Origin of the sequence: Pseudomonas sp. NMS19W, from assembly GCF_051554255.1 — a bacterium.
Lineage (GTDB): Bacteria > Pseudomonadota > Gammaproteobacteria > Pseudomonadales > Pseudomonadaceae > Aquipseudomonas > Aquipseudomonas kribbensis.
On the sequence record NZ_CP136718.1, the window covers coordinates 921,926 to 947,321 of the forward strand.

A 25,396-nucleotide genomic window follows, 5' to 3' on the forward strand; every position below is an offset into this window, starting at 1 on the left:
GGGTCAGATATCCAGAGGTCGGTTGGCAGCCTGAATCGCAGTCAGGGCGATGGTGTAGACGATGTCGTCGACCTGCGCGCCGCGCGGCAGATCGTTCACCGGTTTGCGCAGGCCTTGCAGCATCGGGCCGAGGCTGACGCAGTCGGCGCTGCGTTGCACGGCTTTGTGGGTGGTGTTGCCGGTGTTCAGGTCGGGGAACACGAATACCGTGGCGCGGCCGGCCACCTGGCTGTTCGGCGCCAGTTGCCGGGCCACGGTTTCGTTGGCGGCGGCGTCGTACTGCAGCGGCCCGTCGATCAGCAGCGAGTGCTGTTGTTCGTGGGCGAGCAGGGTGGCTTCGCGGACTTTCTCGACTTCTTCGCCGGTGGCGGATTCACCGCTGGAGTAGCTGATCATCGCCACCCGTGGCGTGATGCCGAACGCGGCGGCCGAGTCGGCGCTTTGCAGGGCGATCTCTGCCAGTTCGGCGGCGCTCGGGTGCGGGTTCATCACGCAGTCGCCGTAGACCAGCACTTCTTCGGGGAAGAGCATGAAAAACACCGACGACACCAGGGTGCAGCCCGGCGCCGTCTTGATCAGTTGCAGGGCCGGGCGGATGGTGTTGGCGGTGGTGTTGATGACGCCGGAAACCAGTCCGTCGACTTCATCCAGCGCCAGCATCATGGTGCCGATCACCACGGTGTCTTCCAACTGCTGCTCGGCCATCGGCGCGTTGAGGCTTTTGCTCTTGCGCAGGGCCACCATCGGTTCGACGTAGCGCTCGCGGATCAGATCCGGATCGAGGATTTCCAGCCCCGGCGGCAACACGATGCCCTGGGCACGGGCGACGGCTTCGACATCTGCCGGTTTGGCCAGCAGCACGCAACGGGCAATGCCACGCTCCTGACAGATCGCCGCCGCTTGCACGGTGAAGGGTTCGCTGCCTTCGGGCAGGACGATGCGTTTGTTGGCGGCCTGGGCGCGTTGAATCAATTGATAGCGGAACACGGCTGGAGACAGGCGCATTTCTCGCGGCGTACCACAGCGCTGATGCAGCCACTTGGCATCCAGGTGACTGGCGACGAAATCGGTGATGATCTCCGCGCGTTCGCGGTCATCGACGGGGATTTCCTTGTTCAGGCCGTTGAGCAGGTTGGCGGTGTCGTAGGAGCCGGTGCTCACCGACAACACCGGCAAGCCAGCCTGCAATGCGCCACGGCACAGGTCCATGATGCGTGGATCGGGCAGGGTGTCACTGGTCAGCAACAGGCCGGCCAGCGGTACGCCATTGATGGCGGCGAGGCTGACGGCGAGGATGATGTCGTCGCGGTCACCCGGGGTCACCACCAGCACGCCGGGCTTGAGCAGGTCCACGGTGTTGCGCATCGTGCGCGCACAAATGATGGTCCGGGTCATGCGCCGGGTTTCGTAGTCGCCGGCGTTGAGCACCTGGGCGCCCATCAGGTCGGCGACGTCGCGGGTGCGCGGGGCGTTGAGTTCGGGCTGGAACGGAATGCAGCCCAGCAGGCGGAAATCACCGCTGCGCAGCAAGGGCGAATGCTCTTTCAGGCGCGCGGCGAAGGCGTCCATGCTTTCGTCGGTCTTGACCTTGTTGAGGATCACGCCGAGGACTTTCGGGTCTTTCGGACCGCCGAACAATTGCGCCTGCAACTCGACGCGGCCGGACAGTTCGGTCAGCACTTCGTTTTCCGGGGCCGAGACCAGAATTACCTCGGCATCCAGACTCTTGGCCAGGTGCAGGTTGACCCGTGCGGCATAGCTGGCGCTGCGGGTCGGCACCATGCCTTCGACGACCAGTACATCTTTGCCGATGGCTGCCTGCTGGTAGAGCGCGATGATTTCTTCGAGCAACTCGTCGAGCTGACCGTCGCCGAGCATCCGTTCGACGTGAGCCAGACCCAGCGGCTGCGGCGGTTTCAGGCCGTGGGTGCGGGCCACCAGTTCGGTGGAGCGCTCAGGGCCGGTATCACCCGGATGCGGCTGGGCAATCGGTTTGAAGAAGCCGACTTTCAGCCCGGCCCGTTCCAGGGTACGCACCAGCCCGAGGCTGATGGAGGTCAGACCCACACCAAAATCGGTGGGCGCGATAAAAAAAGTTTGCATGCGGATTCTCTAAGGGTGCATGGCAAGGGCGTGGGCCTATGGCTGGCCTTCCACCGATTTTTCAGGCGTCAAGGTTAGCGCTAACCGCGCCTTGAGCGCACCAACCGCAAGCAAAGGGTTGGCCTATTTTTTCAATACGTTGCGTTGCATCCAGCACCCATGCCCGCGACTGCCAGGGTGGCTGGTGGCGCAGATGCTGGGTGTGGCCGCAGGAGAGCTCGGCCACCCAGTGACCGTCCTCGTCCTGATGGAAGCCTGTGATCGTCGAATCCCGTTTGTCAGGGTTGTGTTCGCTTTCGAGCGATTGCTTCGCTAAACTTGGCCTTTCTATATTCTTATGCAAAAGGTCTCGCCCCATGCTGATCGCCGCCAATAAGGCTGTCTCCATCGACTATACCCTGACCAACGACGCTGGTGAGGTCATCGACAGCTCCGCCGGCGGCGCTCCGCTGGTTTACCTGCATGGCGCAGGCAACATCATCCCGGGCCTGGAAAAAGCCCTGGAAGGCAAGGAAGTCGGCAACGAGCTGGAAGTTTCCGTTGAGCCGGAAGATGCCTACGGCGAGTACTCGGCCGAACTGGTCAGCACCCTGAGCCGCAGCATGTTCGAAGGCGTCGACGAGCTGGAAGTCGGCATGCAGTTCCACGCTTCGGCGCCGGACGGCCAGATGCAGATCGTCACCATCCGTGATCTGGACGGCGACGACGTGACCGTCGACGGCAACCACCCGCTGGCCGGTCAGCGCCTGAACTTCAAAGTGAAGGTCGTTGCCATCCGTGACGCCAGCCAGGAAGAAGTCGCTCATGGTCACGTCCATGGCGAAGGTGGCCATCACCACTGATTTTCTGCGCTAAGCTCAGAGAACTGGAGAGGCGCCCGAGGGCGCCTTTTTAGTCCGCGGCTGTCCTTGGTAGTCTCGCCAAGTGGCTGTTTCGAGTAGAACACGGGAATCTGGAGTTCGTCATGAGTGCTTTTCACGACCTTAAGTTGACAGCCCTGGATGGTCAGGAGCTACCGCTGGCACCCTTCAAGGGCCAAGTCGTGCTGGTGGTCAACGTCGCCTCCAAATGCGGCTTGACCCCACAGTACGCGGCGCTGGAAAACCTCTATCAGCAATACAAGGGCAAAGGCTTCAGCGTGCTGGGCCTGCCGTGCAACCAGTTTGCCGGTCAGGAACCGGGCAGCGAGCAGGAAATTCAGGAATTCTGCAGCCTCAACTATGGCGTGAGTTTTCCGTTGTCGAAGAAGCTCGAAGTCAACGGCCACGATCGCCATCAGCTCTACCGTCTGCTGGCGGGCGAGGGCGCCGAATTTCCCGGCGACATCACCTGGAATTTCGAGAAATTCCTGCTCGGCAAGGACGGTCGCGTACTGGCCCGTTTCTCGCCGCGCACGGCGCCGGATGATCCTTCGGTGATCACGGCGATTGAAAAAGCCCTGAGCTGAAACGCGAAAATCGCAGCCATCGAGCTGCGATTTTTTTTGCCTGCCTTTTGACCCTTAATCATTCAGATCAATAGTGCTATGACACTGTTGGAACTCCGCATATTATCGCCGTCATATTGAATTCAATGCCCGTCGATCAATTTTTCGTGGAGCCTCCCATGCCTGTTCAAGCCTTGTTCAAACCGTTCCAGCTCGGTGCCCTCGAACTGCCGACCCGTGTGGTCATGGCGCCGATGACCCGTTCGTTCTCTCCGGGTGGCGTACCCAATTCCAAAGTGATCGAGTACTACCGTCGTCGCGCGGCGGCCGGTGTCGGCCTGATCATCACCGAGGGCACCACTGTCGGGCATCAGGCGTCCAACGGCTACCCGAATGTGCCGCAGTTCTTTGGTGCCGCGGCACTGGCCGGCTGGAAGAAAGTCGTCGACGCGGTGCACGCCGAGGGCGGCAAGATCGTCCCGCAACTGTGGCACGTCGGCAGCGTTCGCCGCATCGGCACTGAGCCGGATGCCAGCGTGCCGGGTTATGGCCCGACCGAGAAACTCAAGGACGGTCAGGTCGTGGTGCACGGCATGACCAGGCAGGACATCCAGGACGTGATCGCGGCTTTCGCCCAGGCCGCCAAAGATGCCCGGAGCATCGGCATGGACGGCGTGGAGATTCACGGCGCCCACGGTTACCTGATCGACCAGTTCTTCTGGGAAGGCAGCAACCAGCGCACCGACGAATACGGCGGCAGCCTGGCCAACCGTTCGCGTTTCGCCATCGAGCTGATCCAGGCTGTGCGTGCTGCCGTGGGCGAGGGCTTCCCGATCATCTTCCGCTTCTCGCAGTGGAAGCAGCAGGACTACACCGCGCGTCTGGTGCAAACCCCGGAGGCGCTGGGCGAGTTCCTCAAGCCGTTGTCCGACGCTGGCGTGGACATTTTCCACTGCTCGACGCGCCGTTTCTGGGAACCGGAATTCGAGGGTTCCGAACTGAACCTGGCGGGCTGGACCCGCAAGCTGACCGGCAAACCGACCATCACCGTCGGCAGCGTCGGCCTCGATGGCGAGTTCCTGCAGTTCATGGTCAACACCGACAAAGTGGCGCAACCGGCCAGCCTGGAAAAGCTGCTGGAGCGCCTGAACAACGACGAGTTCGATCTGGTGGCCGTGGGCCGTGCGCTGCTGGTCGATCCGGACTGGGCGCAGAAAGTGCGCGAAGGCCGCGAGCAGGACATTCTGCCGTTCAGCCGTGAGGCGTTGATGACGCTGGTTTGATTGCCGTGGGGGGCTTGTCGCGCAGGTCGCGGCAAGCTCCCTGCAAATGGTTTTCAAACTGCTCGATGATGGCCGCCCAGCCTTGACGACTGGCATGTTGGCGGGCGTTCAATCGGACGCAGCGCAAGGTTTCACCCTCTTCCAGCAGCCACTGCGCTGCATCGCAAAACGCCTCTTCATCCCCCGGCATTGCCAGCACGCCGTTGTAGCCGTGGCGAATGTGCTGCGCAGCCGCTGCCTGATCGTAGGCCACCACGCCAAGACCTGAGGCCAGTGCCTCCAGCACGACGTTGCCGAAGGTCTCGGTCATGCTCGGAAACAGGAACAGATCGCCGGACGCATAGTGCGCCGCCAGGGCTTCGCCGCGTTGCGAGCCGCAGAAGATCGCGTCGGGCAATTCCTTTTCCAGTGCCACCCGTTGCGGTCCGTCACCGACGATGATCAGTTTCAGATTGCGCTGTGGATAAGCACTGGCGAGCTTGTCGAAGCAGCGCTTGAGCAGGCCAAGGTTCTTCTCGGGCGCCAGGCGTCCTACGTGAATCACGGCAATGTCCTGCTCGTTCAGTCCCCATTGCTCACGCAAGCCGTTCAGGCGTTTGGTCGGGTGGAACAACTGGCTGTCGACGCCCCGCGACAGCAGCGCCAGACGATCGAAATGCCTCCGTTCCAGTTCCAGTCGCTGGCTGACGCTCGGCACCAGGGTCAGTGCCGAACGATTGTGGAACCAGCGCAGATAGTGGGTCAGCAAACGCGTCAGCAGGCCGAGACCGTACTGATTGGTGTACTGCTGGAAATTGGTGTGGAAACCACTGACCACGGCGATGCCCAGACGACGTGCCGCGCGCAGTGCCGACAACCCGAGCGGACCTTCGGTGGCGATGTACAGCACGTCCGGGCGCTGACGTGTCCAGCGGCGCAGCAACTTGTGCATCGACGACTGACCCCACTGCAACCCCGGATAACCCGGCAGTGGCCAGCCGCGGCACAACAGCAGCGCGTCGTCCTCAGTGCGCTGAGGATCGTCCCCCTGACGCGGCCGCACCAGTTCCACCCGATGCCCGCGCGCGCGCAAGCCGTCGCACAAGCGGCCAAGGGTATTGGCCACGCCGTTGATTTCCGGTGGGAAGGTTTCGCTGATCAGGGTGATATGTAGAGCTGTCGTCATGGCCTCAGTGTCGGCTGAGGCCATGTCGCGCTTGTGACGTTCGGATGATGGATTTGTGACGTGCGCTCAGCGTTGAGTCACGAGGTTTTCGGCACCGCGTTCGCGCACCCAGAACAGCGTAGCCCCGGCCACGGCAGCGGGCATCATCAGGATGTTCACCACCGGGATCAGCAGCGCCAGGTAAACGATCCCGCCGAAGCTCATGCTCTGCCAGCGCTTCTGGCGCAGCCAGGCGAGCATCTCGTTCCAGCCCAGCTTGTGGTTGTCCGCCGGGTAGTCGATGTACTGGATCGCCATCATCCATACGCCGAACAGCAGCCACAGCGGCGCGGCGATAATGTTCACCATCGGGATGAACGACAGGATGAACAGGCCGATGGCCCGGGGCAGGAAGTAGCCGAGCTTGCGCATTTCACGGGCGAGGGTGCGCGGAATCATTGCAATCAGTTCGCCCCAGCTGAAGGCCGGGAAATCGTCGGTGCCGCGCACCACGACTTCGACTTTCTCCGCGAGAAAGCCGTTGAACGGCGCGGCGATCACGTTGGCGAGCATGGTGAAAGTGAAGAACACCATCAACGCCACCAGCACCACGAACAGCGGCCACAGGATGTAGCTCAGAAAGCTCAGCCAGTCGGGGAGTGACGGCATCAGGGAATCGACCCACAGGCTGAACTGGTGGCCGGCGAAATAGATCAATCCGACGAACAGCACCAGGTTGATCGCCAGCGGCAGCAGCACAAACAGGCGCAGGCCAGGACTCAGGACCAGTTTCAGGCCTTCGCGCAGGTATTGCGGGCCGGAGAGAACAGGGGCGGGCATAGGGTGCTCCGAGCAAGGGAAAACGCGCCGACCTTACCGACTTTGCTCAAGGCGTGAAAGCGCGGCAGCGGGATCGACATTCACTGTAACAAAGACGTCCATCTCGTCAGTGTGTCGGCATAGAGACCACCTATGAGCTGGATTGTTAAACCGTATTTCCTTAATCTTGCCCCCCTCGATACGCTGCACCCAACTTTTTACAGGACTGTCGAGCTCACGCCTTCCCCAAGGTTATCCACAGTCCTTTTTTATTCTCGCCGGCAGTCCGGCGTCCGCGCCTGATGTATCGGCCGGTCAACAGGAGACAGGTTCATGTCTGAAGTCCGTCATTCGCGAGTGATCATTCTCGGTTCCGGCCCTGCCGGTTACAGCGCTGCTGTCTACGCTGCCCGTGCCAACCTCAAGCCGCTGCTGATCACCGGCATGCAGGCCGGCGGTCAACTGACCACCACCACCGAAGTCGACAACTGGCCGGGCGACGTCCACGGCCTGACCGGTCCGGTGCTGATGGAGCGCATGCGCGAGCACGCCGAGCGTTTTGAAACCGAGATCGTCTTCGATCACATCAACGCCGTGGACTTCGCTTCCAAACCGTACAGCCTGACCGGCGACAGCGGCACCTACACCTGCGACGCCCTGATCATCGCCACCGGCGCCAGCGCTCGTTATCTGGGCCTGCCGTCGGAAGAAGCGTTCATGGGCAAAGGCGTTTCGGCCTGCGCGACCTGCGACGGTTTCTTCTATCGCAACAAGCCGGTGGCCGTGGTCGGTGGCGGCAACACCGCTGTCGAAGAAGCCCTGTACCTGGCCAACATCGCCAGCAAGGTCACCCTGATCCACCGTCGCGAAACCTTCCGCGCCGAGAAGATCCTGATCGACAAGCTCAACGCCCGTGTGGCCGAAGGCAAGATCGAGTTGAAACTGAACGCGACCCTGGACGAAGTGCTGGGCGACAACATGGGCGTGACCGGTGCGCGTCTGAAGAACAACGACGGCAGCTTCGACGAAATCAAGGTCGACGGCGTGTTCATCGCGATCGGCCACACCCCGAACACCTCGCTGTTCGAAGGTCAGCTGGAGCTGAAGGACGGTTACCTGGTGGTTCAGGGCGGCCGTGAAGGCAACGCCACCGCGACCAGCGTCGAAGGCATCTTCGCTGCCGGCGACGTGGCCGACCACGTTTACCGTCAGGCCATCACCTCGGCCGGCGCCGGCTGCATGGCGGCACTGGACACCGAGCGTTACCTGGACGATCTGCAGAACGCTTCGTTCTAAGATCGAAGACATAAAAAAACCGGCCAATTGGCCGGTTTTTTTGTACCTGCGATTCGCTCGGGAATCAGCGGCGGGTCAGCGGCTGCGCGTCGAACTTCACACCGGCCAGACCGTGCTGGATCAGCGCACGGATATTGCCGTGATCGCTGCCTTCAGGCGTTGCCACAACCGAACGGTAGTGTTCGCCGAACGCCAGCAGCGCTTCTTCATCGCTCAAGCCTTCCAGCAGCGCCAGACCCAACGTCTTGCACGAGCCTTCGTTCTGCCCGGCGGCGTTTTCCACACCGCCGTTGTTGAACGCCTGAGGCTGATAATCGTAGCCGGCGGCGATGAAGGACAAGGTGTCGGCAAAAACGTGTTCGCCGCTCTTGAGGCTGGCGCGCAGGGTGTTCAGATCACTCATTGGGTTTTCCTTTGGCGAACGCCGCTTGTTGTTCGGCGCTGGCTTCTTGCTGATATTGGGCTTTCCACTCGGCGAACGGCATGCCGTAAACCACTTCCCGGGCATCGTCGAGGCTGACCTCGATCTGGCGCTCGTCGGCGGCGGCCTTGTACCACTTCGACAGGCAATTGCGGCAGAACCCGGAAAGGTTCATCAGGTCGATGTTCTGCACATCCTTGCGGCTGTCCAGGTGGGCGACCAGCCGGCGGAAGGCGGCGGCTTCGAGTTCGAGGCGTTGTTGTTCGGTCATGGAAGTCTCTTCGAGACAGCTGAGAGCGGCAAGCTCCGAGCTGCAAGATTCTGAAATATGGGGTGCCCTTAGCTTACCGCTTGCAGCTCGAAGCTTGAAGCTCAGCGGCTTGCCGCGAGCGTGATCGACACCGACTCGGCAAAACGCAGGGCGTGAGGCTTGTCGACCTCGACCTCGGCGTACAGCACCGATTCGTTGGCCATCACCAGATCCAGCAACTCCTGGGTCAGGCGTTCGAGCAGCGCGAAACGGTTGCCCTCCACATGGGCGATGATCGCCTTGGTGATGGTGCGGTAGTTCAGCGCGTGGTCGATGTCGTTGTCACGCACCGCTTCCTGCGCGGCGTACAGGATGGTCAGGTTGATCAGCACATCCTGCTTGTTGAGGATTTCGTCCTCGTTGATCCCGATAAAGGTGCGCAGGCGCAGATCCTTGACCCGGATGCGCGCCATTCCCGGTTGAAGTTGTGGCATTTACTTGCTCCGTCCAATCAATTGCAGGAACTCCTGGCGGGTGTTGCTCGACTCGCGGAAGGCGCCGAGCATGACCGAGGTGTTCATGGTCGAATTCTGTTTCTCGACACCGCGCATCATCATGCACATGTGCCGGGCTTCGATAACCACCGCGACACCGGCGGCATCGGTGACTTGCTGGACCGCCTCGGCGATCTGCCGAGTGAGGTTTTCCTGGATCTGCAGGCGGCGGGCGAACATGTCCACCAGCCGTGCGATCTTCGACAGTCCCAGCACCTTGCCCGTCGGAATATAAGCCACATGGGCCTTGCCGATGAAGGGCAGCAGGTGATGTTCGCACAACGAGTAGAGCTCGATGTCGGCGACGATGATCATCTCGTCGCTGTCGGAAGCAAACAGTGCACCATTGACGATCTCGTCGACGCTCTGTTCATAGCCGTGACACAGATACTGCATGGCCTTGGCCGCGCGCACCGGCGTGTCGAGCAAGCCTTCACGGTCGGGATCTTCACCGAGGCCGATGAGGATCTCGCGGTAGTTTTCGGGCAGGGAACGGGTCATGGAGCATCCTCGCGGGGGCGTTTTACTTGACGTGCCGCCCGCCGTTGACGGTCAGGGTGGTGCCGGTGACATAAGGGTTGTCGAGCAGATAACGCAGGCTCTGATAGATCACTTCGCTGCCCGGCTCGATGCCCAGCGCGGACTTGGCCAGCGCCTTGGCGCGGTATGCCGCGTCGTCGTCGGGATTGAACAATAGCAGGGCCGGCGCGATGCCGTTGACCTTGATCGACGGCGCGTAACGCGCGGCGAAGGACAGTGTGAGGCTGTCGAGCCCGGCCTTGCTGGCGCAATAGCCGATGTGTTTGCTGCTGCCCTTGCGCGTGACGTCGTCGCTGATGTGGATGATGTCGGCGGGGCTCGAACGTTGCAACAGATCGGCGCAGTGCAGGTTGATCAGGTACGGCGCCAGCATGTGGATGTTGAACATGCGGGTGAAGGCTTCGGCTTCGCCGTCGCCGTTTTCCGCCAGCCATTCGGAGGCGTTGTGCACGATGGCCCGCAGGCTGTCGGTGTGGGTTTTCAGTTCGGCGATGAAAGCGAGGATCGAGGTCTCACTGGAAAAATCCGCGAATACACCGATGGCCCCCAGATCCCTTAACGTTTTCACCCCCGGGCGTTCGCTGCGGTAGGTGAAGATGACCCGGTGGCCGTCTTCCAACAGCCGCTGCGCGCAATGCAGCCCGACGCGCTGGCCGGCGCCAGTGATGAGAATGGAAGCTGTGGAAGGGGTCATGAACGGCTCGCGTCGAGGTCAGTGTAAAAACTATAACAGCGACGCGAGCGATGGTTTCAGCGATTTTGCGCGGGCGCCGCACCGGGCAATGGACGGGCCTGGGCGCCGTTGAGCCAGCCGGTCAGCAGACGCGTCGACAGCGGAATGAAGAAATAGACCATCAACGGTGTCAGGCACAGCGTGCTGATGAATACGCGGGGCAACAGGCTCATCTCAGCGAGCAGCGGACCCAGCACGAAGTTGAACAGCAGCGACACCGGAAAGAACGCCAGCCAGATGGCTACGGCCTGTTTCCAGCGTGGTGGGCGGACGCCTGCTGCGCCGAACCAGCCTTCGATGCCGCTGACCCGGTGTTCCTTCGGATGGGCGAACAGATCACTGCCACGGGACAGCCACGCGGTGCGCGATGCCGAGTGCTCCCAGGCGTGCAGGGTCTGTTCGTCGACAAAGCGGAAAATGATCTGGAATTCATTGTCGCCGGGAGGCGGAGCCAGGACGCCGGAGCCAAGATAACCGGGGAAATCGGTGGCCAGTTGTTCGCCTTCGCGCAGCCAGGCGATCAGGTCCTGATAGCGGCCATCGGCGACGCGACGGGCGACCATCAGCGTGACGGGGGAAGTAGACATTGTGTATCTCCGTATTGCATTTGCGTCGCTCCGGGTAGGAGTTTCGCCTGACACAGCGCCGGGGTAGAGGGCTGCGCTTTTCGACAAGCAAGGATTATTCCCGATTATTGTGACGAAACCAGAGACTTTCGTCCCATTTCATCGCTTGAACCGGAATGGGGCATCAGAGGTAGAATGGGATCCAACTACGCCAACATGGACGTGTCCGCGCACATGCCTGTCATTACCGAGGTTCGCCCTGCTTCACAGGCATCTGTTGCGCTTGAGCGCGAGGAGCTTTTCCCCATACGCGAGGTGGCGCGTCTGACCGGCGTGAACCCGGTCACGCTGCGCGCATGGGAGCGGCGCTATGGTCTGATCCAGCCGACACGCACCGAAAGTGGGCACCGGCTGTATTCGATGACCGATATCGAGCGCGTTCGCAGCATCGTCGACTGGATCGATCGTGGTGTCTCGGTGAGCAAGGTCGGCAGGATCCTGGCCAAGACCGAGCCGATGAAGGCGTTGGCACACATCATTCCCGATGACCTGGTGCAGGCTGACTACCTGCAATGGCAGGAGCAGGTTCAGCGGGCGGTCAGTTCGTTCGATGACCAGGAGCTGGATCGGGTCTACAGCCAGATTTTCTCTTCCTACACGCTGCCTGTCGTGTTCCAGGACATCCTGATGCCGCTGTGGCTGCAGCTGTTGCAGCGCCAGGACTCATTCGGGCAAACCAGCGAGTGGCTGTTCCTCGACGGTTTCCTGAGGGCGCGGGTGCTGCAACGCATCGTCATGCTGCGAGGCTCGCAGCCACGCAAAGTGATCGTCAGTGCCCTGGCCGGGCAATGCCGTGAGCTCGAATTGCTGGTGGCGGCGCTGTTTCTCAGTGGCAACGATGCAGGCGTTCGGGTGCTGACCACCGGCCAGCCGTTCGATGAGCTGACGCTGGTGTGTGAAAAGACCCGGCCTCAGGCGCTGGTGCTGTTTTCCAATCATGCGCCTACCGCGGAGTTGCCACGACGCTTGAATCGTCTCGCCCTGAGCCTGGATTGTCAGCTGATGCTGGCAGGTGATGCAGCGGATCTGGCGCAGGACAGCCTGGCCGGATCATCGGTGGGCTGTCTGGGCAACGAAGGGGCAACCATGCGCCAGCGTCTGAACCAGTTTCTCGCGGGGACGCTGGATACCTGAAGTTCAGGTGTGCAGGGCAGGGTGGGTCAGGCGATGTTGCTGAAGGATGAACTGGCGCAGCCGCTCGGTCTCGTCGGCATCGCTCTGGCTCAGGTCGTAGGCGAAGAAACCGCTTTCGGTTTCCCGTTCGAAGGTGCCGCGCAGGGAAATCCGCTCATAGCCTGAAGGGCTGAACCACAGGGCGAAATGCTTTGGTGGCTTGGTCTTGTTGCGCACTTCCAGCAGCACGCCTTTATGCGAAACCTCGTGAACCCACAGCATCCCCGGTTGGCCCTTGGCATTCTCCAGAGCTACCGGTTCTTCAAGGGCCAGACGCCATGGGCGCACCATCGGCCCGTCTTCGTAGATGCTCGGCACACCCAGGCGCAAATGCAGGGCATGGAATTCGTCTTCCACCAGATGCAGCGGAAAGGTCATCTGCTGGTTTTCGAAGTTAGCCTGGATGGTGACCTGCTCATGGGCCGCCAGGCGCGTGAGCAGATCACGGATCTGCGAACCACCATTGACCAGCAGGCTCGACGTCGCATCCCGCACATTGAGCTGCGGGTTGTGTTGCATGGTCTGGATGAAGTCCAGCTCATCCTGGGTCAGGAGGGCGTCGCGTTGCATGGCTAGCTCGAAATAAATAATTACAAAGTCATTGGTGATTGTAGTTAATGACACTTAGTTCGCAGTTTTGTTTGCGCCGTTCGTCGCTTTCAGAGCTGCGAGTTCTGCCTCAAGTGCCGCGATCCGGGCCTCCAGCTGTGCAACCCGCTGCTGCGCCTTGACCTGAACGGTCACGTCCTTTTGCACGCCGACGAAGTACGTCTGTCCATCATCAGCGTTTTTTACCGTCGACAGCGACAGTTCGTTCCAGAATGGCGTGCCGTCCTTGCGGTAATTGCGCAGCACTTCGCGACAGGATCCACCCTTTTTCAGTACGTCGCGAATCAGCGCCAGGCTGGCCTGGTCGCGATCACCGGCCTGCAGGAAACGGCAATCCTGATAAAGAATCTCTTCGCTGGTATAGCCGGTCATTTTTTCGAATGCCGGATTTACGTAGATCAGAATGTTGTCTTGGTCGCCTTCCTTTTCCGCGACCACGATTCCATCGTTCGACGCATTGATCACCATTTGCAGCAGACTGGCATTGATCATCAGTGAACCCTTTCAGCTTCGGTGGCTGGCATTCTAGAAGATCAATCGGCGCTGTCTACTGGCCATCAGCGCTTATCGAGAGCCAATCGCAACATTGCGTCGGTGGCTGTTACTATCGCCGCTCTTTTTTTCAGTTTCAGGATCAGATTGATGAAAGTCGCCATCCTCTCCGGCTCGGTGTACGGCACGGCCGAAGAAGTCGCTCGCCACGCGCAAAGCCTGCTGAAAGCCGCCGGTTTTGAAACCTTCTACAACTCGCGCGCCAGCCTCGCCGATCTCCAGGCCTTTGCCCCCGAGGCCTTGCTCGCCGTGACTTCGACCACCGGCATGGGCGAGTTGCCGGACAACCTGCAACCGCTGTACTCGAGCATTCGCGACCAGTTGCCGGCGGCCTGGCGCGGTTTGCCTGGCGCGGTGATCGCTTTGGGCGACGCCAGTTACGGCGACACGTTCTGCGGCGGTGGTGAGCAGATGCGTGAACTGTTCGGTGAGCTGGGCGTGCGTGAAGTGCAGGACATGTTGCGCATCGACGCCAGCGAAAGCGTCACTCCGGAAACCGACGCAGAGCCTTGGCTGGAACAGTTGATCGCCACGCTCAAGGGCTGATCCCTGGCTCGCGCAGCAGTGCGAGCCAGGCCTGCGCCGCCTTCGACAGATAGGCGCCGCGGCGCCAGATGAAGGCGATGTCCCAGCGCAGGTAGTCCGGCGCGTTCAAGGCCAGGCGCACCACGCCTGGCCGCACCAGACCGCGGGCCACCACGCTGGGCAGCAGCACCACGCCTTGCCCGGCGGCCACCAGCGCCGCGAGAAAATCCGCCTGACCGCTACGGCCACCTTCCTTCGGGGTGAAGCCCATCTGCTGGCACGCCTGAAGCAAACGGTCATTGAGCACGAAACTGCGCTGATACAGCAGGAACGGCGTGTCGGCCAGTTCCTCCAGACCGATTTCACCTTTCGTCGCCAACGGGTGATCCACCGGCAGCAGCGCGTCGAGCGGCTCATCGCAGAACGGCTGGAAGTCGAACTGCGGATCCTTCGGCAGCAGACTGCCACCCAGCTCCAGTTCACCGCTCAACACGGCTTGTTCGATATGGCGACTGCCGCCTTCGAGCAATTGCACGCTGATGTTCGGGTAACGCCGTCGGTATTCGGCGAACAGCCCGGCGAACAGCGCATCGCTGCCCAGCAAGGGCAAACCGAGGCGCAACTCGCCCCGCGCCAGATGACTGAGATCATCCAGTTCCGTGAGCAATTCATCGCGCAGGCGCAGCATGCCTTCGGCCCGTTGCAACACCACGCTGCCGGCGGCGGTCAGGCGCAATTGCGAACCCAGGCGATCGAGCAGCGGGGTGCCGAGACTCTGTTCGAGCTGGGCGATCTGCTTGCTCACGGCGGACTGACTGATGTGCAGGGTTTTCGCCGCTTGGGTGAAACCACCCTGATGCATGACTTCGACGAAGCTTTTGAGCTGTTTGAATTCCATGGCCTGATTCCGGATTGGAATGGCTTTGAGTCTAACAATTCGCTTCGGAGATGGCAGTCGGGTTCGTAAAATAGGCACCTGAAAGGAGCCCACCGATGAAACCCTCTACCCTCAAATATCTCTCTCGCCTGCTGGCCGAACTGGCCGTGCTGCTCGGTCTCTACCTGCTCGGCTGCCAATTGGCGACGTGGCTGGCGTGGCCGATCCCCGGCGGGGTGATAGGCATGGCGCTGTTGCTGCTGGCGTTTGCATTCGGCTGGGTCAAGCCGGCGGCGCTGCAAATGGGCGCGGGATTGCTGATGGCCGAGATGCTGCTGTTTTTCATACCGGCGCTGATGAGCCTGCTGGATTACGGCACCTTGTTGCGTGACGACGGCTGGCGGATTCTGCTGGTGATTGCGGCGAGCACGCTGATGGTGATGCTGGTGACGGCGTTCACCGTTGAACTGGCCGTGCGCCTGAGGCGGTCCCATGAAGCTTGAACTGATGCCGATGTTCTGGCTGGCGTTCACCTTGCTGGCCTACCTGTTCAGTCGCTGGCTGTATCGCCGGACCGGGCGTTACTTGCTGTCGCCACTGATTCTGGTCCCCGCGTTGCTGCTGGCGATCGCGGTGCCGATGCACACCGCTTATGCCGAGTACTCCAGCAACACCCACTGGCTGATGCTGGTGCTCGGGCCGGTCACCGTCGCGTTTGCAGTGCCGATCTGGCAACAGCGACGTTTGCTGGTGCGGCACTGGTCGGCGTTGCTGCTGGGCATGCTGGCCGGCAGTGCCGCATCGATTGCCACCTCGTTCGGTCTGGCCAGGGCTTTGGCGCTGGACAGTTCGGTCACGCTGTCGCTGGTGCCGCGCTCGATCACCACGCCGTTTGCCATGCCGCTGGCGCAGGATCTCGGCGGGGTGCCTGAATTGACGGCGGTGTTCGTAATGTTCACCGGGGTCTTCGGCGCGATGCTGGGTGGTGTACTGCTCAAGTGGCTGCCGCTGCGCAGTGCTCTGGCACGTGGCGCGTTGTTTGGCGTCGGCGCCCATGGTGCGGGCGTCAGTCGTGCCCATGAAGTGGGTGGCGAAGAAGGCTCGGTGGCGGGGCTGGTGATGGTGCTCACCGGGCTGCTCAATCTGTTCGCCGCACCTTTGTTGGCGTCGTTGCTTTGACATGGATCCAAGCGGTTTGCGCAGCTGACTCGCTCAGTCATCAAGCTGGCTGCCAATGCAACTACGCGAAACCCCGGGGCTGACTAGACTGCTGACACCTGCCGAAAAAAACAAAAACAGAGGTGCATACAGTGAGCGTAGCCCCCGTCCCTTCTTCCTTGAATGTCAAAGATCAGGTCAGCGCCGCGGAGTGGCAGACCCGGGTCGATCTCGCCGCCTGCTATCGACTGGTCGCCCTGCATGGCTGGGACGATTTGATCTTCACCCACATCTCGGCCAAGGTGCCGGGCACCGAAGATTTTCTGATCAATCCGTTCGGGATGATGTTCCATGAGATCACCGCGTCCAGCCTGGTGAAGGTCGACCAGGCCGGAAACAAACTCATGGACAGCCCCTACGAGATCAACCCTGCCGGCTACACCATCCACAGCGCCGTCCACGAAGTGCGCCATGATGTGACCTGCGTGCTGCATACCCACACGGCATCCGGTGTTGCGGTGTCGGCGCAGAAGCAGGGCGTGCTGCCGATCAGTCAGCAATCGTTGTTCGTGCTGTCGAGCCTGGCCTTTCACGCCTATGAAGGCGTAGCACTCAACCACGAAGAGAAGGCCCGGTTGCAGGCTGACCTTGGCGAAAACAATTTCCTGATGCTGCACAACCACGGTCTGCTGACCTGCGGTGGCACCATCGCCGACACGTTCCTGATGATGTTCACCTTCCAGCGTGCCTGTGACATTCAGGTCATGGCGCAGACCGGCGGTGCCGAACTGATCGCCATCGAACCGCAGATTCTGGCGGGCGCTAAAGCAATGATTGCCGGCGTCACCAAAAGTGCTCAAGGCATGGGCGGCGCGCTGGCCTGGCCGGCGCTGCTGCGCAAACTCGATAAACAAGACCCGGGGTATAAACTCTAATGCCTCTCGCCGAGATTCCTCTGAGTGCCTGGCGCAAACGCAGCCAGTCGTTTGTCTTTCGTGGCCAGCCGATCCGTTACTGGACGGCCGGGCAGGGCGAACCGTTGCTGCTGATCCACGGCTTCCCGACGGCCAGTTGGGACTGGCATTACCTCTGGCAGCCGCTGGCCCAGCGCTTTCGGGTGATCGCCTGCGACATGCTCGGCTTCGGCGACTCGGCCAAACCGCTGAACCACACCTACAGCCTGCTGGAGCAAGCCGATCTGCAACAGGCCTTGCTCGCGCATCTTCAAGTCGAGCAACCGGTGCATCTCCTGGCCCATGACTACGGCGACAGCGTTGCCCAGGAACTGCTGGCCCGGCATTACGAAGAGAAGATCGAAGTCGCCAGTTGTGTGTTCCTCAACGGTGGTCTGTTCCCGGAAACCCATCGTCCGCTGCTGGCGCAAAAACTGTTGCTCAGCCCGCTGGGCTGGATGATCGGCCGAGCGTTTACCCGCGATGCCCTGGTGAAAAGCTTCCGGCAGATCTTCGGCCCGGACACCCGGCCCAGTGAAAGTGAAATGGACGACTTCTGGAGCCTGGTCGAATGCAATCGCGGGCCGCGCATCATGCACAAGCTGATCACCTACATTCCGGAACGCCGGGTGCAGCGTGATCGTTGGGTCGCGGCGATGCAGCGTGGCGAGGTGCCGCTGCGGGTGATCGATGGCGAAGTCGATCCGATCTCCGGCGCACACATGGTCGAGCGTTATCGCGAGTTGATTCCCGACGCAGACACCGTGCTGCTGCCGGGCATCGGTCATTACCCGCAAAGCGAAGCGCCGGTGCAGGTGCTCAAGCACTACCTGGAATTTCGTGATCACTTCGTGCTGCCGCCGCGCAAGGTGGCGTGCTCCTGATCGTCGGGCGGGGGCGCGTTGCGCCTCTGCACGGTTTCATCATCCCCCAGCCTTATCGCGCACCATTCAGCCTCAGCCGTGTTCGTTGTGACCGCACGCTCTGTGCCTGACACTCGGGGACACTGTCCCTCAGGCCTGCTGGAGTTGCCTCGATGAATGAGTCTGTGCGTTTCGAAGATAAAGTCGTGATCGTCACCGGAGCCGGTGGTGGCCTGGGGCGCGCTCATGCTTTGCTGTTCGCCAAACAGGGCGCCAAAGTGCTGGTCAACGACCTCGGCGGCTCGACCCAGGGCGAAGGCGCCAACGCTTCGGCCGCCGACCGCGTGGTAGCGGAAATCCGCGAGGCCGGCGGCATTGCCGAAGCCAACCATGACTCGGTGACCGACGGCGGCAAACTGGTGCAGAACGCCCTCGATGTATTCGGTCGCGTCGATGTGGTGGTCAACAACGCCGGCATCCTGCGGGACAAGACTTTCCACAAAATGGAGGACGCCGACTGGGATCTGGTCTATCGCGTCCACGTCGAAGGCGCCTACAAAGTGACCCGCGCCGCATGGCCACACCTGCGCGAGCAGAACTACGGCCGGGTGATCTTCACCGCATCGACCTCCGGTATCTACGGCAATTTCGGCCAGTCCAACTACGGCATGGCCAAGCTCGGTCTTTACGGTCTGACCCGCACCCTGGCGATCGAGGGGCGCAAGAACAACATCCTGGTCAACGCCATCGCCCCCACTGGCGGCACGCGCATGACCGAAGGCCTGATCCCGCCGCAAGTGTTCGAACAGCTCAAACCGGAACTGGTCAGCCCGCTGGTGGTGTACCTGGCCAGCGAACAATGCCAGGAAACCTCGGGACTGTTCGAAGTCGGCGGCGGCTGGATGGGCAAGGTGCGCTGGGAGCGGAGTCTGGGGGCCGGGTTCGATCCTCGCGTCGGGTTTTCCCCGGAAGACGTCGCGGCGCACTGGCAGCAGATCTGTGATTTCGAAGGCGCAGTGCATCCGAAGGACAATATCGAGGCGCTGAAAGAAATGATGGCGAATCTGCAAAAGTATTCGCTCTGACACCTTTGCATCGTCTGGCAGGACTCGTCCGGGTCCTGCCGCTCCCGCCAAACATCCTCGCCTTAGAGTTCCTGCAAAAAACACCGCCCATAAAAAAGGCCGCTGCAAACGCAGCGGCCAAGGTAAGACGTTGGATCAAGGAGCTACAAATCAACGTCAGTGAACACCTGGGCGATGGAGCGAAAAACGCTTCGGTCCATCAGAAATCGGTTGCCGACGACTCGGTCGCGGACTTTTTGCTTCGTGGCGGGGCTGCCGTGAAAGCCCGTTCAGAATAAGCGCCTGAGGCCAAAGGAAAAATAGCGATTCCGGACATGCACTGTTACGGGGCATGTAACAGTGCGGTGATTCGAAGGGCCATCATCCGTTGCGTTGATAGTGGCCCATCCAGCCTGTTCATGGCGTGCGCAAAGCCTTGTCCCAGGCGGGGATTCATCCTTTCGAGCGACAGCGCGAATACCTCCTTGGTGCGCTTATCGTCCCCGTGTGGCGGCAGTAGGGTGGGGCCTTCTGTCACTCACCGGGGAAGACGCATGACAAAAACAACAATGCGCGCCATCTTCAAACCGCAGGCGCTGGCCGCTGCGGTCGCCTTGGGTTGCTGGGCCCAGGCCCATGCCGTGGATTTCAACATCGGCGAAATCGAAGGCACGTTCGACTCGTCGCTGTCGGTCGGCGCGAGCTGGGGCATGCGCGATGCCGACAAGTCGCTGGTCGGCACGGTCAATGGCGGGACGGGCCAGTCTTCGACCGGTGATGACGGGCGCTTGAACTTCAAGAAGGGCGAGACCTTTTCCAAGATCTTCAAGGGCATCCACGACCTTGAATTGAAGTACGGCGACACCGGTGTGTTCGTGCGCGGCAAGTACTGGTACGACTTCGAACTCAAGGATGAAGACCGCGAGTTCAAGCCGATCAGCGACAAGGGTCGCAAGGAGGGCGCCAAGTCTTCCGGCGGGCAGATTCTCGATGCGTTCGTCTATCACAACTACTCCATCGCCGATCTGCCGGGCACCGTGCGCGCCGGCAAGCAGGTGGTGAGCTGGGGTGAAAGTACCTTCATCGGCAACTCGATCAACAGCATCAACCCGATCGACGTCTCGGCGTTTCGCCGGCCCGGCGCGGAGATCAAGGAAGGCCTGATTCCGGTGAACATGCTGTTCGGCTCGCAAAGCCTGACGGACAAGCTCTCGGTCGAAGGCTTCTATCAACTGGAATGGGATCAGACCGTTCTCGACAACTGCGGGACCTTCTTCGGTGTCGACGTGGCGGCGGATGGTTGCAACAACGGTTACACCGTCGGCAGTCCGGCGATTGCTCCGCTGGCGCCGCTGGCCGCTGCCTTCGGGCAACCCATCCAGGTCACTCGCGAAGGCGTGGTCGTGCCCCGTGGCGGTGACCGCGATGCGCGGGATTCCGGGCAGTGGGGGACGGCGTTGCGCTGGCTCGGCGACGATACCGAATATGGCCTGTACTTCATGAATTACCACAGCCGCACACCTACGGTCGGCACCACCACCGCCGGGCTGTCGACCCTGTCGGCCCTGCCGGGGATGGTCAGCACCGCCAACCGCCTGGCCCCCGGCAGCGGTTCCGGGCTGGCGCAAAGCGTGATGCTCGGGCGTGGTCAGTACTACCTCGAATACCCGGAGGACATCCGCCTGTATGGCGCAAGCTTCGCCACCACCCTGCCTACCGGCACCGCGTGGACCGGTGAGCTCAGCTACCGGCCCAACGCCCCGGTGCAGGTCAACACCAACGACTTGACGCTGGCACTGCTCAACCCGATTGCCGGCGGTGCGGCGTCGCCACTGACCACTTCACCTGGCGCCGACAACAAAGGCTACCGGCGCAAGGAAGTGACGCAGCTGCAGAGCACCCTCACGCACTTCTTCGATCAGGTGCTGGGTGCCGAACGCCTGACGGTGGTCGGCGAGGCGGCGGTGGTGCGGGTCGGCGGACTGGAGTCGCGCAGCAAGCTGCGTTACGGCCGCGATTCGGTGTACGGCCAGTACGGTTTCGGCGGTGACACCGGCGGTTTCGTCACGTCGACCTCCTGGGGTTACCGCGCCCGGGCCATCCTCGATTACGCCAACGTGATCGGCGGGATCAACCTCAAGCCCAACCTGTCCTGGTCCCATGACGTTTCCGGTTACGGCCCCAACGGGCTGTTCAACGAAGGCGCCAAGGCCATCAGCGTCGGCGTCGATGCCGACTACCGCAACACCTACACCGCCAGCCTCAGTTACACCGATTTTTTTGGCGGCGATTACAACGTCCTCACTGACCGTGACTTCGTGGCCCTGAGCTTCGGCGTGAACTTCTGATCTGCCCGAGAAGGATGAAATCCATGCGCAAGATGATTCTGCAATGCGGTGTCCTGGCCCTGAGCCTGTTGGCTGCCAACGTGATCGCGGCGGTGTCGCCGCAAGAGGCCGACAAGCTCGGCACCAGCCTGACGCCACTCGGCGCCGAGAAGGCCGGTAACGCCGACGGTTCGATTCCGGCCTGGACCGGCGGCATTCCGAAAAACGCCGGGGCGGTGGACAGCAAGGGCTTTCTTGCCGACCCGTTCGCCAATGAAAAACCGCTGTTCACCATCACCGCCGCCAACGTCGATCAGTACAAGGCCAAACTCTCCGAGGGGCAGGTGGCGATGTTCAAACGCTACCCGGAAACCTACAAAATTCCGGTCTACCCGACCCACCGCACCGTCGCCGTGCCACCGGAAATCTACGAATCGGCCAAGCGCAGCGCGTTGAACGTGACCACGATCAACGACGGCAACGGACTGGCCAATTTCACCGGCAATCGCTACTACGCCTTTCCGATTCCGAAGAACGGCGTCGAGGTGCTTTGGAATCACATCACCCGTTATCACGGCGGCAATCTGCGGCGGATCATTACCCAGGTGACACCGCAGACCAATGGCAGCTACACGCCGATCCGCTTCGAGGAAGAGATCGCCGTGCCGCAGTTGATGAAGGATCTGGACCCGCAGCAGGCAGCCAACGTGCTGACCTTCTTCAAACAGTCAGTGACCGCGCCGGCGCGCCTGGCCGGCAATGTGCTGCTGGTGCACGAAACCCTCGACCAGGTGAAGGAGCCGCGTCTGGCGTGGATCTACAACGCCGGGCAGCGTCGGGTTCGCCGTGCGCCGCAAGTGGCGTATGACGGGCCTGGCACTGCGGCCGATGGCCTGCGGACTTCGGACAACTTCGACATGTTCTCCGGCGCGCCCGATCGTTATGACTGGAAGCTGATCGGCAAGAAGGAAATGTACATTCCGTATAACAGCTACAAACTCGATTCGCCGAAGCTCAAGTACGACGATATCGTCAAGGCCGGGCACATCAATCAGGACCTGACCCGTTATGAATTGCATCGCGTCTGGGAGGTGATCGGTACGGTCAAGCCGAGCGAGCGCCACATCTACGCCAAGCGCCATATGTATATCGACGAGGACAGCTGGCAGGTGGCACTGGTCGATCACTATGACGGTCGCGGGCAGCTTTGGCGCGTGGCCGAAGGGCATGCCCAGTACTACTACGATCACCAGGCCCAGGCCTACACCCTGGAAGCGCTCTACGACATCATCGCCGGTCGCTACATCGCCCTGGGCATGAAGAACGAGGAGAAGCACAGCTTCGAATTCGGCTTTGAAGCCAAGGTCGCCGACTTCACCCCATCCGCCCTGCGTGCCGAGGGTGTCCGGTAAGGGATCGATACACTCGTGGGACAAAAGGCGACCGGGCGGTCGCCTTTTTTATGGGCCGCAATCAGCGACCTGAATACTCATCAACAAGCGTCGGGGAGAGGGCTAGGGTGAACGTATAACGATAAAAAGGCGCCCCCGATGACCGCCATGACACCCTGTCTGGACCGACCGGACTTTCTCCCGAGACTGTCTCCCCAACATCTGTCACGCCCGCGCCTTTACGAGGCACTGCTCAACTCGGCGGCCCGGGTCAAACTGATTTGCGCGCCGGCTGGCAGCGGTAAAACCGCGTTGCTCACCGAATGCCTGCTGCAGGCGCCCGTCAGTTGCACCGTCTGCTGGTTGCCGCTGGCAGGGGCTTCCTTGAGTGTCGGTGAATTTTGCGAACGGCTTGCGCGTGCGATGGGACTGACGGCCTCGGACGAGGCTTCGCTGCTTTATGAACTGGCGCGAAGGTCCTCGGCAACCTGGGTGGTGATCGACGATTACTGCCGGAGTCCGGAACCTGCGTTGGATGCACTGCTCGACCGAATGCTGGCGATCAGCAGTCCGGCCCTGACATGGTGGATCGGTACGCGGCGGCGTCCACCCTGTAACTGGCCGCGTCTGCTGCTCGATGATGCCTTGTACGAATGTGAAGTTGCGACGCTGGCGCTGACCCGGGAAGAAATCGCACAAGTGTTGCGTCACTTGCCGCCGGCCCAGGCCGACAGCGTGGCTGCTCGTATTCATCTGCGCAGCGGTGGCTGGTGCGCCGGAGTGCGGATGCTGATGATGCAAAAATGCGACTGGTCGCAAAAGACCTTGCCGCAGCAACGCATGGACACCTTGCTCGACTACCTGCAACACGAACTGTTCAGCGGCCTGAGCCCGGAACTGGCCGAAGCCTGGCGGGTGCTGGCGCATTTGCCGCGCTTCAATACCGGCCTGTGCGATCACCTGTTCGGTGCCGGGGACGGGGCGCAATGGATGCGCAGTCTGCAAAACCTCGGGTGTTTCATCGAACCCTGGCGTGGATCTCCGGACTGGTTGCAGGTGTGTGCTCCACTGTCGCGCCTGATGCGTGACGAACCCTGGCCTGCCGGGCGCTCCTGGCATCGCCGGGCCTGTCAGTGGTTTGCCGCCGGGCAACATTGGAAATGTGCTTTCGAGCAGGCATTGCTGGCTGAAGAGTACGAGGTCGCAGTGAGCCTGTTACAGCATTTCAGTTTCGAGCATTTGTTCGAGGAACAGACGGTCGTGCTGTTGCTGCGTCTTTATGAACAACGCGGCGAGGAACTGCTGTTGGGTTCGGCGCAACTGGTCGGGTTGATTACGGCAGCGCTGCTGTTCGCCGGACGATTTACCCAGGCGGCGGATTGCATCGGGCAACTGTCGCGTTTTTTGCCGCCACCGTCGGCTGGCCAGCAACGGCAACTGATCGCCCGCTGGCAGGCTCAGCAAGGCTGGCTGTTGCATCTGCAAGGACGGATGGATGAGGCACGTGATCACTTCGAGCAAGCGTTGAGCGATCTGTCGCCGAAGGCCTGGACTGCGCGTCTGCTGTGCCTCTCGGGACGTACACAGCAGGCGTTGCTGTGCGGTGAGCTGGAGCTGGCGCATTCGATCAATCGTGAAGCGCTGTGCATGGCCCGGGCAGAGGGTTCATTGCTGTTCGAGGCGCTGCTGGAACTTGATCACGCCCAATTGCTGGAACAGCGAGGGGCATCGGCTCGCGCCGAAGAGTTGCTGGCCAATCTTTGCGAGATGCTGGGTTCGTCCGTCGAGCGACCGACGCCGCTGCTGGGGCGTATCGCTCTGCGCCGGGGGCGGCTGGCATTGAACATGGGGCAACAGGAACGGGCGGCCGAGTTCTTTCAACAGGGGCTCGACGACTGTCTGCGCAGCTTTGACAAACGGGTGCTTTACGGCTTTCTCGGACAGGCACAACTGGCCGCCGATCAGGGCGATTACCCACAGGCTTTCATGCGTCTGCGCGATGCTGAACGGTTGATGCAGCAGCGGCAGATTCCGGACACGGTTTATCGCGGCGTTCTGTTGCAGGTCAGCAGCGAGTTCTGGCTGCAGCAAGGACGACCCGAACTGGCTCGTGAGGCCTTGAGCCGAGTGCTCCGGCACTATCGCGGCCCACACGCACGACAGGCCCCGCCGGCGACTCTGGAGTTGATTCCGCGCATCGAGTGCCTGCTGGTTCTGGCCGAGACCCGGTTGCGGCAGGCGCACCAGCCGATGGCACGTTTGCAGTGTTTGATCGAACAGGCTCACGCCAGCCGGATGATTGGGCTTGAAGCCGAGTTGCTATTGGCAGTGAGCGAGGTGGCCAGGACGCTCGATGATCCTGAATCTGCCCGGAGTTACTTCGACCACGGGCGAACCTTGGCCAATCATTTCAACTTGCAGCGTTTAGCGATGAAGTTTGATGAGAAAGTGCTGAACGCATGTCCTGGCTCAACGTTGGCTGCTCCACTTTTTGAGGAAGGGGAAAACGAAGGTTCACTGAGTTTCAGAGAATCACAGGTGCTTGGGTTGATCGCATCGGGAAGCTCCAATCAGCAAATTGCAGACACGTTGTTCATCTCGTTGCACACAGTCAAAACGCATGTCCGGCGAATTCACGCGAAACTGGGTGTCGAGCGCAGGACTCACGCCGTAGCGCGGGCGAGAACGCTCGGTTTATGCCAATGAACA

At 61.3% G+C, this 25,396-nt stretch carries 27 protein-coding genes; 14 read left to right on the forward strand and 13 right to left on the reverse strand.

What is annotated here, in order from left to right; translation table 11 throughout:
- Positions 1–3: 3 nt before the first annotated feature.
- On the reverse strand, positions 4–2,103 hold the full coding sequence (gene pta, locus R1A29_RS04025; RefSeq protein ID WP_119426715.1) for a phosphate acetyltransferase: 2,100 nt from the start codon (positions 2,101–2,103) through the stop codon (positions 4–6).
- 61 nt (positions 2,104–2,164) lie between these two features.
- Positions 2,165–2,491: a DUF3565 domain-containing protein gene (locus R1A29_RS04030; RefSeq protein ID WP_085711877.1), complete on the reverse strand. Its 327-nt coding sequence runs from the start codon at positions 2,489–2,491 to the stop codon at positions 2,165–2,167.
- Here R1A29_RS04030 and R1A29_RS04035 point away from each other — a divergent pair.
- The 3 genes from R1A29_RS04035 to R1A29_RS04045 all read left to right on the forward strand — a co-directional run bounded on the left by R1A29_RS04035 (position 2,460) and on the right by R1A29_RS04045 (position 4,812).
- Positions 2,460–2,945, forward strand: coding sequence for an FKBP-type peptidyl-prolyl cis-trans isomerase (locus R1A29_RS04035; RefSeq protein WP_085711766.1), 486 nt, complete (start codon positions 2,460–2,462; stop codon positions 2,943–2,945). The genes R1A29_RS04030 and R1A29_RS04035 overlap by 32 nt on opposite strands.
- A gap of 122 nt (positions 2,946–3,067) precedes the next feature.
- Entirely contained in the window at positions 3,068–3,550 is a 483-nt protein-coding gene (locus R1A29_RS04040) for a glutathione peroxidase (RefSeq protein ID WP_007959082.1), read from the forward strand.
- Positions 3,551–3,708: 158 nt separating this feature from the next.
- A complete protein-coding gene (locus R1A29_RS04045; protein ID WP_438300716.1) occupies positions 3,709–4,812 on the forward strand; it encodes an NADH:flavin oxidoreductase in 1,104 nt (367 codons plus the stop codon).
- Here the strand turns inward: R1A29_RS04045 and R1A29_RS04050 are convergent.
- Both R1A29_RS04050 and cysZ read right to left on the reverse strand, forming a co-directional pair.
- The gene (locus tag R1A29_RS04050; protein WP_438300717.1) at positions 4,781–6,001 is read right to left on the reverse strand and encodes a glycosyltransferase family 4 protein; all 1,221 of its coding nucleotides are present in this window, start codon (positions 5,999–6,001) and stop codon (positions 4,781–4,783) included. The two genes, R1A29_RS04045 and R1A29_RS04050, sit on opposite strands and share 32 nt — an antisense overlap.
- Positions 6,002–6,043: 42 nt before the next feature.
- Complete coding sequence (gene cysZ / locus R1A29_RS04055) at positions 6,044–6,796, reverse strand: sulfate transporter CysZ (protein ID WP_114881439.1); 753 nt, start codon at positions 6,794–6,796, stop codon at positions 6,044–6,046.
- 312 nt (positions 6,797–7,108) lie between these two features.
- Here cysZ and trxB point away from each other — a divergent pair, with 312 nt between their 5' ends.
- Complete coding sequence (gene trxB / locus R1A29_RS04060) at positions 7,109–8,071, forward strand: thioredoxin-disulfide reductase (protein ID WP_085711762.1); 963 nt, start codon at positions 7,109–7,111, stop codon at positions 8,069–8,071.
- A 64-nt stretch (positions 8,072–8,135) separates the two neighbouring features.
- Here the strand turns inward: trxB and R1A29_RS04065 are convergent, their stop codons facing one another.
- The 6 genes from R1A29_RS04065 to R1A29_RS04090 all read right to left on the reverse strand — a co-directional run bounded on the left by R1A29_RS04065 (position 8,136) and on the right by R1A29_RS04090 (position 11,156).
- On the reverse strand, positions 8,136–8,474 hold the full coding sequence (locus tag R1A29_RS04065) for a HopJ type III effector protein (protein ID WP_438300718.1): 339 nt from the start codon (positions 8,472–8,474) through the stop codon (positions 8,136–8,138).
- Positions 8,467–8,763 (reverse strand): DUF1244 domain-containing protein, encoded by a 297-nt coding sequence (locus tag R1A29_RS04070; protein WP_438300719.1) that lies wholly within the window; start codon positions 8,761–8,763, stop codon positions 8,467–8,469. The genes R1A29_RS04065 and R1A29_RS04070 overlap by 8 nt, the downstream gene beginning before the upstream one ends.
- 101 nt (positions 8,764–8,864) lie before the next feature.
- Entirely contained in the window at positions 8,865–9,236 is a 372-nt protein-coding gene (gene folX, locus R1A29_RS04075) for a dihydroneopterin triphosphate 2'-epimerase (RefSeq protein ID WP_007957207.1), read from the reverse strand.
- Entirely contained in the window at positions 9,237–9,797 is a 561-nt protein-coding gene (gene folE / locus R1A29_RS04080; protein ID WP_085711759.1) for a GTP cyclohydrolase I FolE, read from the reverse strand.
- Positions 9,798–9,819: 22 nt separating this feature from the next.
- Complete coding sequence (gene folM, locus R1A29_RS04085; RefSeq protein WP_438300720.1) at positions 9,820–10,530, reverse strand: dihydromonapterin reductase; 711 nt, start codon at positions 10,528–10,530, stop codon at positions 9,820–9,822.
- 56 nt (positions 10,531–10,586) lie between these two features.
- Positions 10,587–11,156: an antibiotic biosynthesis monooxygenase gene (locus R1A29_RS04090; protein WP_438300721.1), complete on the reverse strand. Its 570-nt coding sequence runs from the start codon at positions 11,154–11,156 to the stop codon at positions 10,587–10,589.
- A 213-nt stretch (positions 11,157–11,369) separates the two neighbouring features.
- Between R1A29_RS04090 and R1A29_RS04095 the strand changes: the two genes are divergently transcribed.
- Positions 11,370–12,329 (forward strand): MerR family transcriptional regulator, encoded by a 960-nt coding sequence (locus R1A29_RS04095; protein ID WP_438302006.1) that lies wholly within the window; start codon positions 11,370–11,372, stop codon positions 12,327–12,329.
- A gap of 3 nt (positions 12,330–12,332) precedes the next feature.
- Here the strand turns inward: R1A29_RS04095 and R1A29_RS04100 are convergent, their stop codons facing one another.
- Both R1A29_RS04100 and R1A29_RS04105 read right to left on the reverse strand, forming a co-directional pair.
- On the reverse strand, positions 12,333–12,938 hold the full coding sequence (locus R1A29_RS04100; RefSeq protein WP_114881443.1) for a hypothetical protein: 606 nt from the start codon (positions 12,936–12,938) through the stop codon (positions 12,333–12,335).
- Positions 12,939–12,992: 54 nt separating this feature from the next.
- Positions 12,993–13,469: a PAS domain-containing protein gene (locus R1A29_RS04105; RefSeq protein ID WP_438300722.1), complete on the reverse strand. Its 477-nt coding sequence runs from the start codon at positions 13,467–13,469 to the stop codon at positions 12,993–12,995.
- Positions 13,470–13,619: 150 nt separating this feature from the next.
- On the opposite strand from R1A29_RS04105, the gene R1A29_RS04110 reads away from it, so the two are divergent.
- Positions 13,620–14,075, forward strand: a complete 456-nt coding sequence (locus R1A29_RS04110) for a flavodoxin (protein WP_408986652.1) — start codon at positions 13,620–13,622, stop codon at positions 14,073–14,075.
- Here R1A29_RS04110 and R1A29_RS04115 read toward each other — a convergent pair.
- On the reverse strand, positions 14,065–14,952 hold the full coding sequence (locus R1A29_RS04115) for a LysR family transcriptional regulator (protein WP_438300723.1): 888 nt from the start codon (positions 14,950–14,952) through the stop codon (positions 14,065–14,067). The genes R1A29_RS04110 and R1A29_RS04115 overlap by 11 nt on opposite strands.
- A gap of 95 nt (positions 14,953–15,047) precedes the next feature.
- Between R1A29_RS04115 and R1A29_RS04120 the strand changes: the two genes are divergently transcribed.
- From R1A29_RS04120 to R1A29_RS04155, 8 genes are all read left to right on the forward strand, one after another.
- Complete coding sequence (locus tag R1A29_RS04120; RefSeq protein WP_438300724.1) at positions 15,048–15,434, forward strand: CidA/LrgA family protein; 387 nt, start codon at positions 15,048–15,050, stop codon at positions 15,432–15,434.
- The gene (locus R1A29_RS04125; RefSeq protein ID WP_438300725.1) at positions 15,424–16,110 is read left to right on the forward strand and encodes an LrgB family protein; all 687 of its coding nucleotides are present in this window, start codon (positions 15,424–15,426) and stop codon (positions 16,108–16,110) included. The genes R1A29_RS04120 and R1A29_RS04125 overlap by 11 nt, the downstream gene beginning before the upstream one ends.
- Before the next feature lie 131 nt (positions 16,111–16,241).
- Positions 16,242–17,024, forward strand: coding sequence for a class II aldolase/adducin family protein (locus R1A29_RS04130; protein ID WP_438300726.1), 783 nt, complete (start codon positions 16,242–16,244; stop codon positions 17,022–17,024).
- On the forward strand, positions 17,024–17,926 hold the full coding sequence (locus tag R1A29_RS04135; protein WP_265812294.1) for an alpha/beta fold hydrolase: 903 nt from the start codon (positions 17,024–17,026) through the stop codon (positions 17,924–17,926). Before R1A29_RS04130 ends, R1A29_RS04135 begins: the two co-directional genes overlap by 1 nt.
- Before the next feature lie 152 nt (positions 17,927–18,078).
- The gene (locus R1A29_RS04140) at positions 18,079–18,990 is read left to right on the forward strand and encodes an SDR family oxidoreductase (RefSeq protein WP_438300727.1); all 912 of its coding nucleotides are present in this window, start codon (positions 18,079–18,081) and stop codon (positions 18,988–18,990) included.
- A 533-nt stretch (positions 18,991–19,523) separates the two neighbouring features.
- Positions 19,524–21,317: a DUF1302 domain-containing protein gene (locus R1A29_RS04145; RefSeq protein WP_265812292.1), complete on the forward strand. Its 1,794-nt coding sequence runs from the start codon at positions 19,524–19,526 to the stop codon at positions 21,315–21,317.
- A 23-nt stretch (positions 21,318–21,340) separates the two neighbouring features.
- Positions 21,341–22,708, forward strand: coding sequence for a DUF1329 domain-containing protein (locus tag R1A29_RS04150; protein WP_413038517.1), 1,368 nt, complete (start codon positions 21,341–21,343; stop codon positions 22,706–22,708).
- 138 nt (positions 22,709–22,846) lie between these two features.
- Complete coding sequence (locus tag R1A29_RS04155) at positions 22,847–25,393, forward strand: LuxR C-terminal-related transcriptional regulator (RefSeq protein WP_438300728.1); 2,547 nt, start codon at positions 22,847–22,849, stop codon at positions 25,391–25,393.
- Positions 25,394–25,396: the final 3 nt, after the last annotated feature.

Coding starts and splice junctions, on each gene's coding strand:
- pta (WP_119426715.1), bottom strand. CDS start 2,103: ATGCAAACTTTTTTTATCGCGCCCACCGATTTTGGTGTGGGTCTGACC.
- R1A29_RS04035 (WP_085711766.1), top strand. CDS start 2,460: ATGCTGATCGCCGCCAATAAGGCTGTCTCCATCGACTATACCCTGACC.
- R1A29_RS04030 (WP_085711877.1), bottom strand. CDS start 2,491: ATGGAGACAGCCTTATTGGCGGCGATCAGCATGGGGCGAGACCTTTTG.
- R1A29_RS04040 (WP_007959082.1), top strand. CDS start 3,068: ATGAGTGCTTTTCACGACCTTAAGTTGACAGCCCTGGATGGTCAGGAG.
- R1A29_RS04045 (WP_438300716.1), top strand. CDS start 3,709: ATGCCTGTTCAAGCCTTGTTCAAACCGTTCCAGCTCGGTGCCCTCGAA.
- R1A29_RS04050 (WP_438300717.1), bottom strand. CDS start 6,001: ATGGCCTCAGCCGACACTGAGGCCATGACGACAGCTCTACATATCACC.
- cysZ (WP_114881439.1), bottom strand. CDS start 6,796: ATGCCCGCCCCTGTTCTCTCCGGCCCGCAATACCTGCGCGAAGGCCTG.
- trxB (WP_085711762.1), top strand. CDS start 7,109: ATGTCTGAAGTCCGTCATTCGCGAGTGATCATTCTCGGTTCCGGCCCT.
- R1A29_RS04065 (WP_438300718.1), bottom strand. CDS start 8,474: ATGAGTGATCTGAACACCCTGCGCGCCAGCCTCAAGAGCGGCGAACAC.
- R1A29_RS04070 (WP_438300719.1), bottom strand. CDS start 8,763: ATGACCGAACAACAACGCCTCGAACTCGAAGCCGCCGCCTTCCGCCGG.
- folX (WP_007957207.1), bottom strand. CDS start 9,236: ATGCCACAACTTCAACCGGGAATGGCGCGCATCCGGGTCAAGGATCTG.
- folE (WP_085711759.1), bottom strand. CDS start 9,797: ATGACCCGTTCCCTGCCCGAAAACTACCGCGAGATCCTCATCGGCCTC.
- folM (WP_438300720.1), bottom strand. CDS start 10,530: ATGACCCCTTCCACAGCTTCCATTCTCATCACTGGCGCCGGCCAGCGC.
- R1A29_RS04090 (WP_438300721.1), bottom strand. CDS start 11,156: ATGTCTACTTCCCCCGTCACGCTGATGGTCGCCCGTCGCGTCGCCGAT.
- R1A29_RS04095 (WP_438302006.1), top strand. CDS start 11,370: ATGCCTGTCATTACCGAGGTTCGCCCTGCTTCACAGGCATCTGTTGCG.
- R1A29_RS04100 (WP_114881443.1), bottom strand. CDS start 12,938: ATGCAACGCGACGCCCTCCTGACCCAGGATGAGCTGGACTTCATCCAG.
- R1A29_RS04105 (WP_438300722.1), bottom strand. CDS start 13,469: ATGATCAATGCCAGTCTGCTGCAAATGGTGATCAATGCGTCGAACGAT.
- R1A29_RS04110 (WP_408986652.1), top strand. CDS start 13,620: ATGAAAGTCGCCATCCTCTCCGGCTCGGTGTACGGCACGGCCGAAGAA.
- R1A29_RS04115 (WP_438300723.1), bottom strand. CDS start 14,952: ATGGAATTCAAACAGCTCAAAAGCTTCGTCGAAGTCATGCATCAGGGT.
- R1A29_RS04120 (WP_438300724.1), top strand. CDS start 15,048: ATGAAACCCTCTACCCTCAAATATCTCTCTCGCCTGCTGGCCGAACTG.
- R1A29_RS04125 (WP_438300725.1), top strand. CDS start 15,424: ATGAAGCTTGAACTGATGCCGATGTTCTGGCTGGCGTTCACCTTGCTG.
- R1A29_RS04135 (WP_265812294.1), top strand. CDS start 17,024: ATGCCTCTCGCCGAGATTCCTCTGAGTGCCTGGCGCAAACGCAGCCAG.
- R1A29_RS04140 (WP_438300727.1), top strand. CDS start 18,079: ATGAATGAGTCTGTGCGTTTCGAAGATAAAGTCGTGATCGTCACCGGA.
- R1A29_RS04145 (WP_265812292.1), top strand. CDS start 19,524: ATGACAAAAACAACAATGCGCGCCATCTTCAAACCGCAGGCGCTGGCC.
- R1A29_RS04150 (WP_413038517.1), top strand. CDS start 21,341: ATGCGCAAGATGATTCTGCAATGCGGTGTCCTGGCCCTGAGCCTGTTG.
- R1A29_RS04155 (WP_438300728.1), top strand. CDS start 22,847: ATGACCGCCATGACACCCTGTCTGGACCGACCGGACTTTCTCCCGAGA.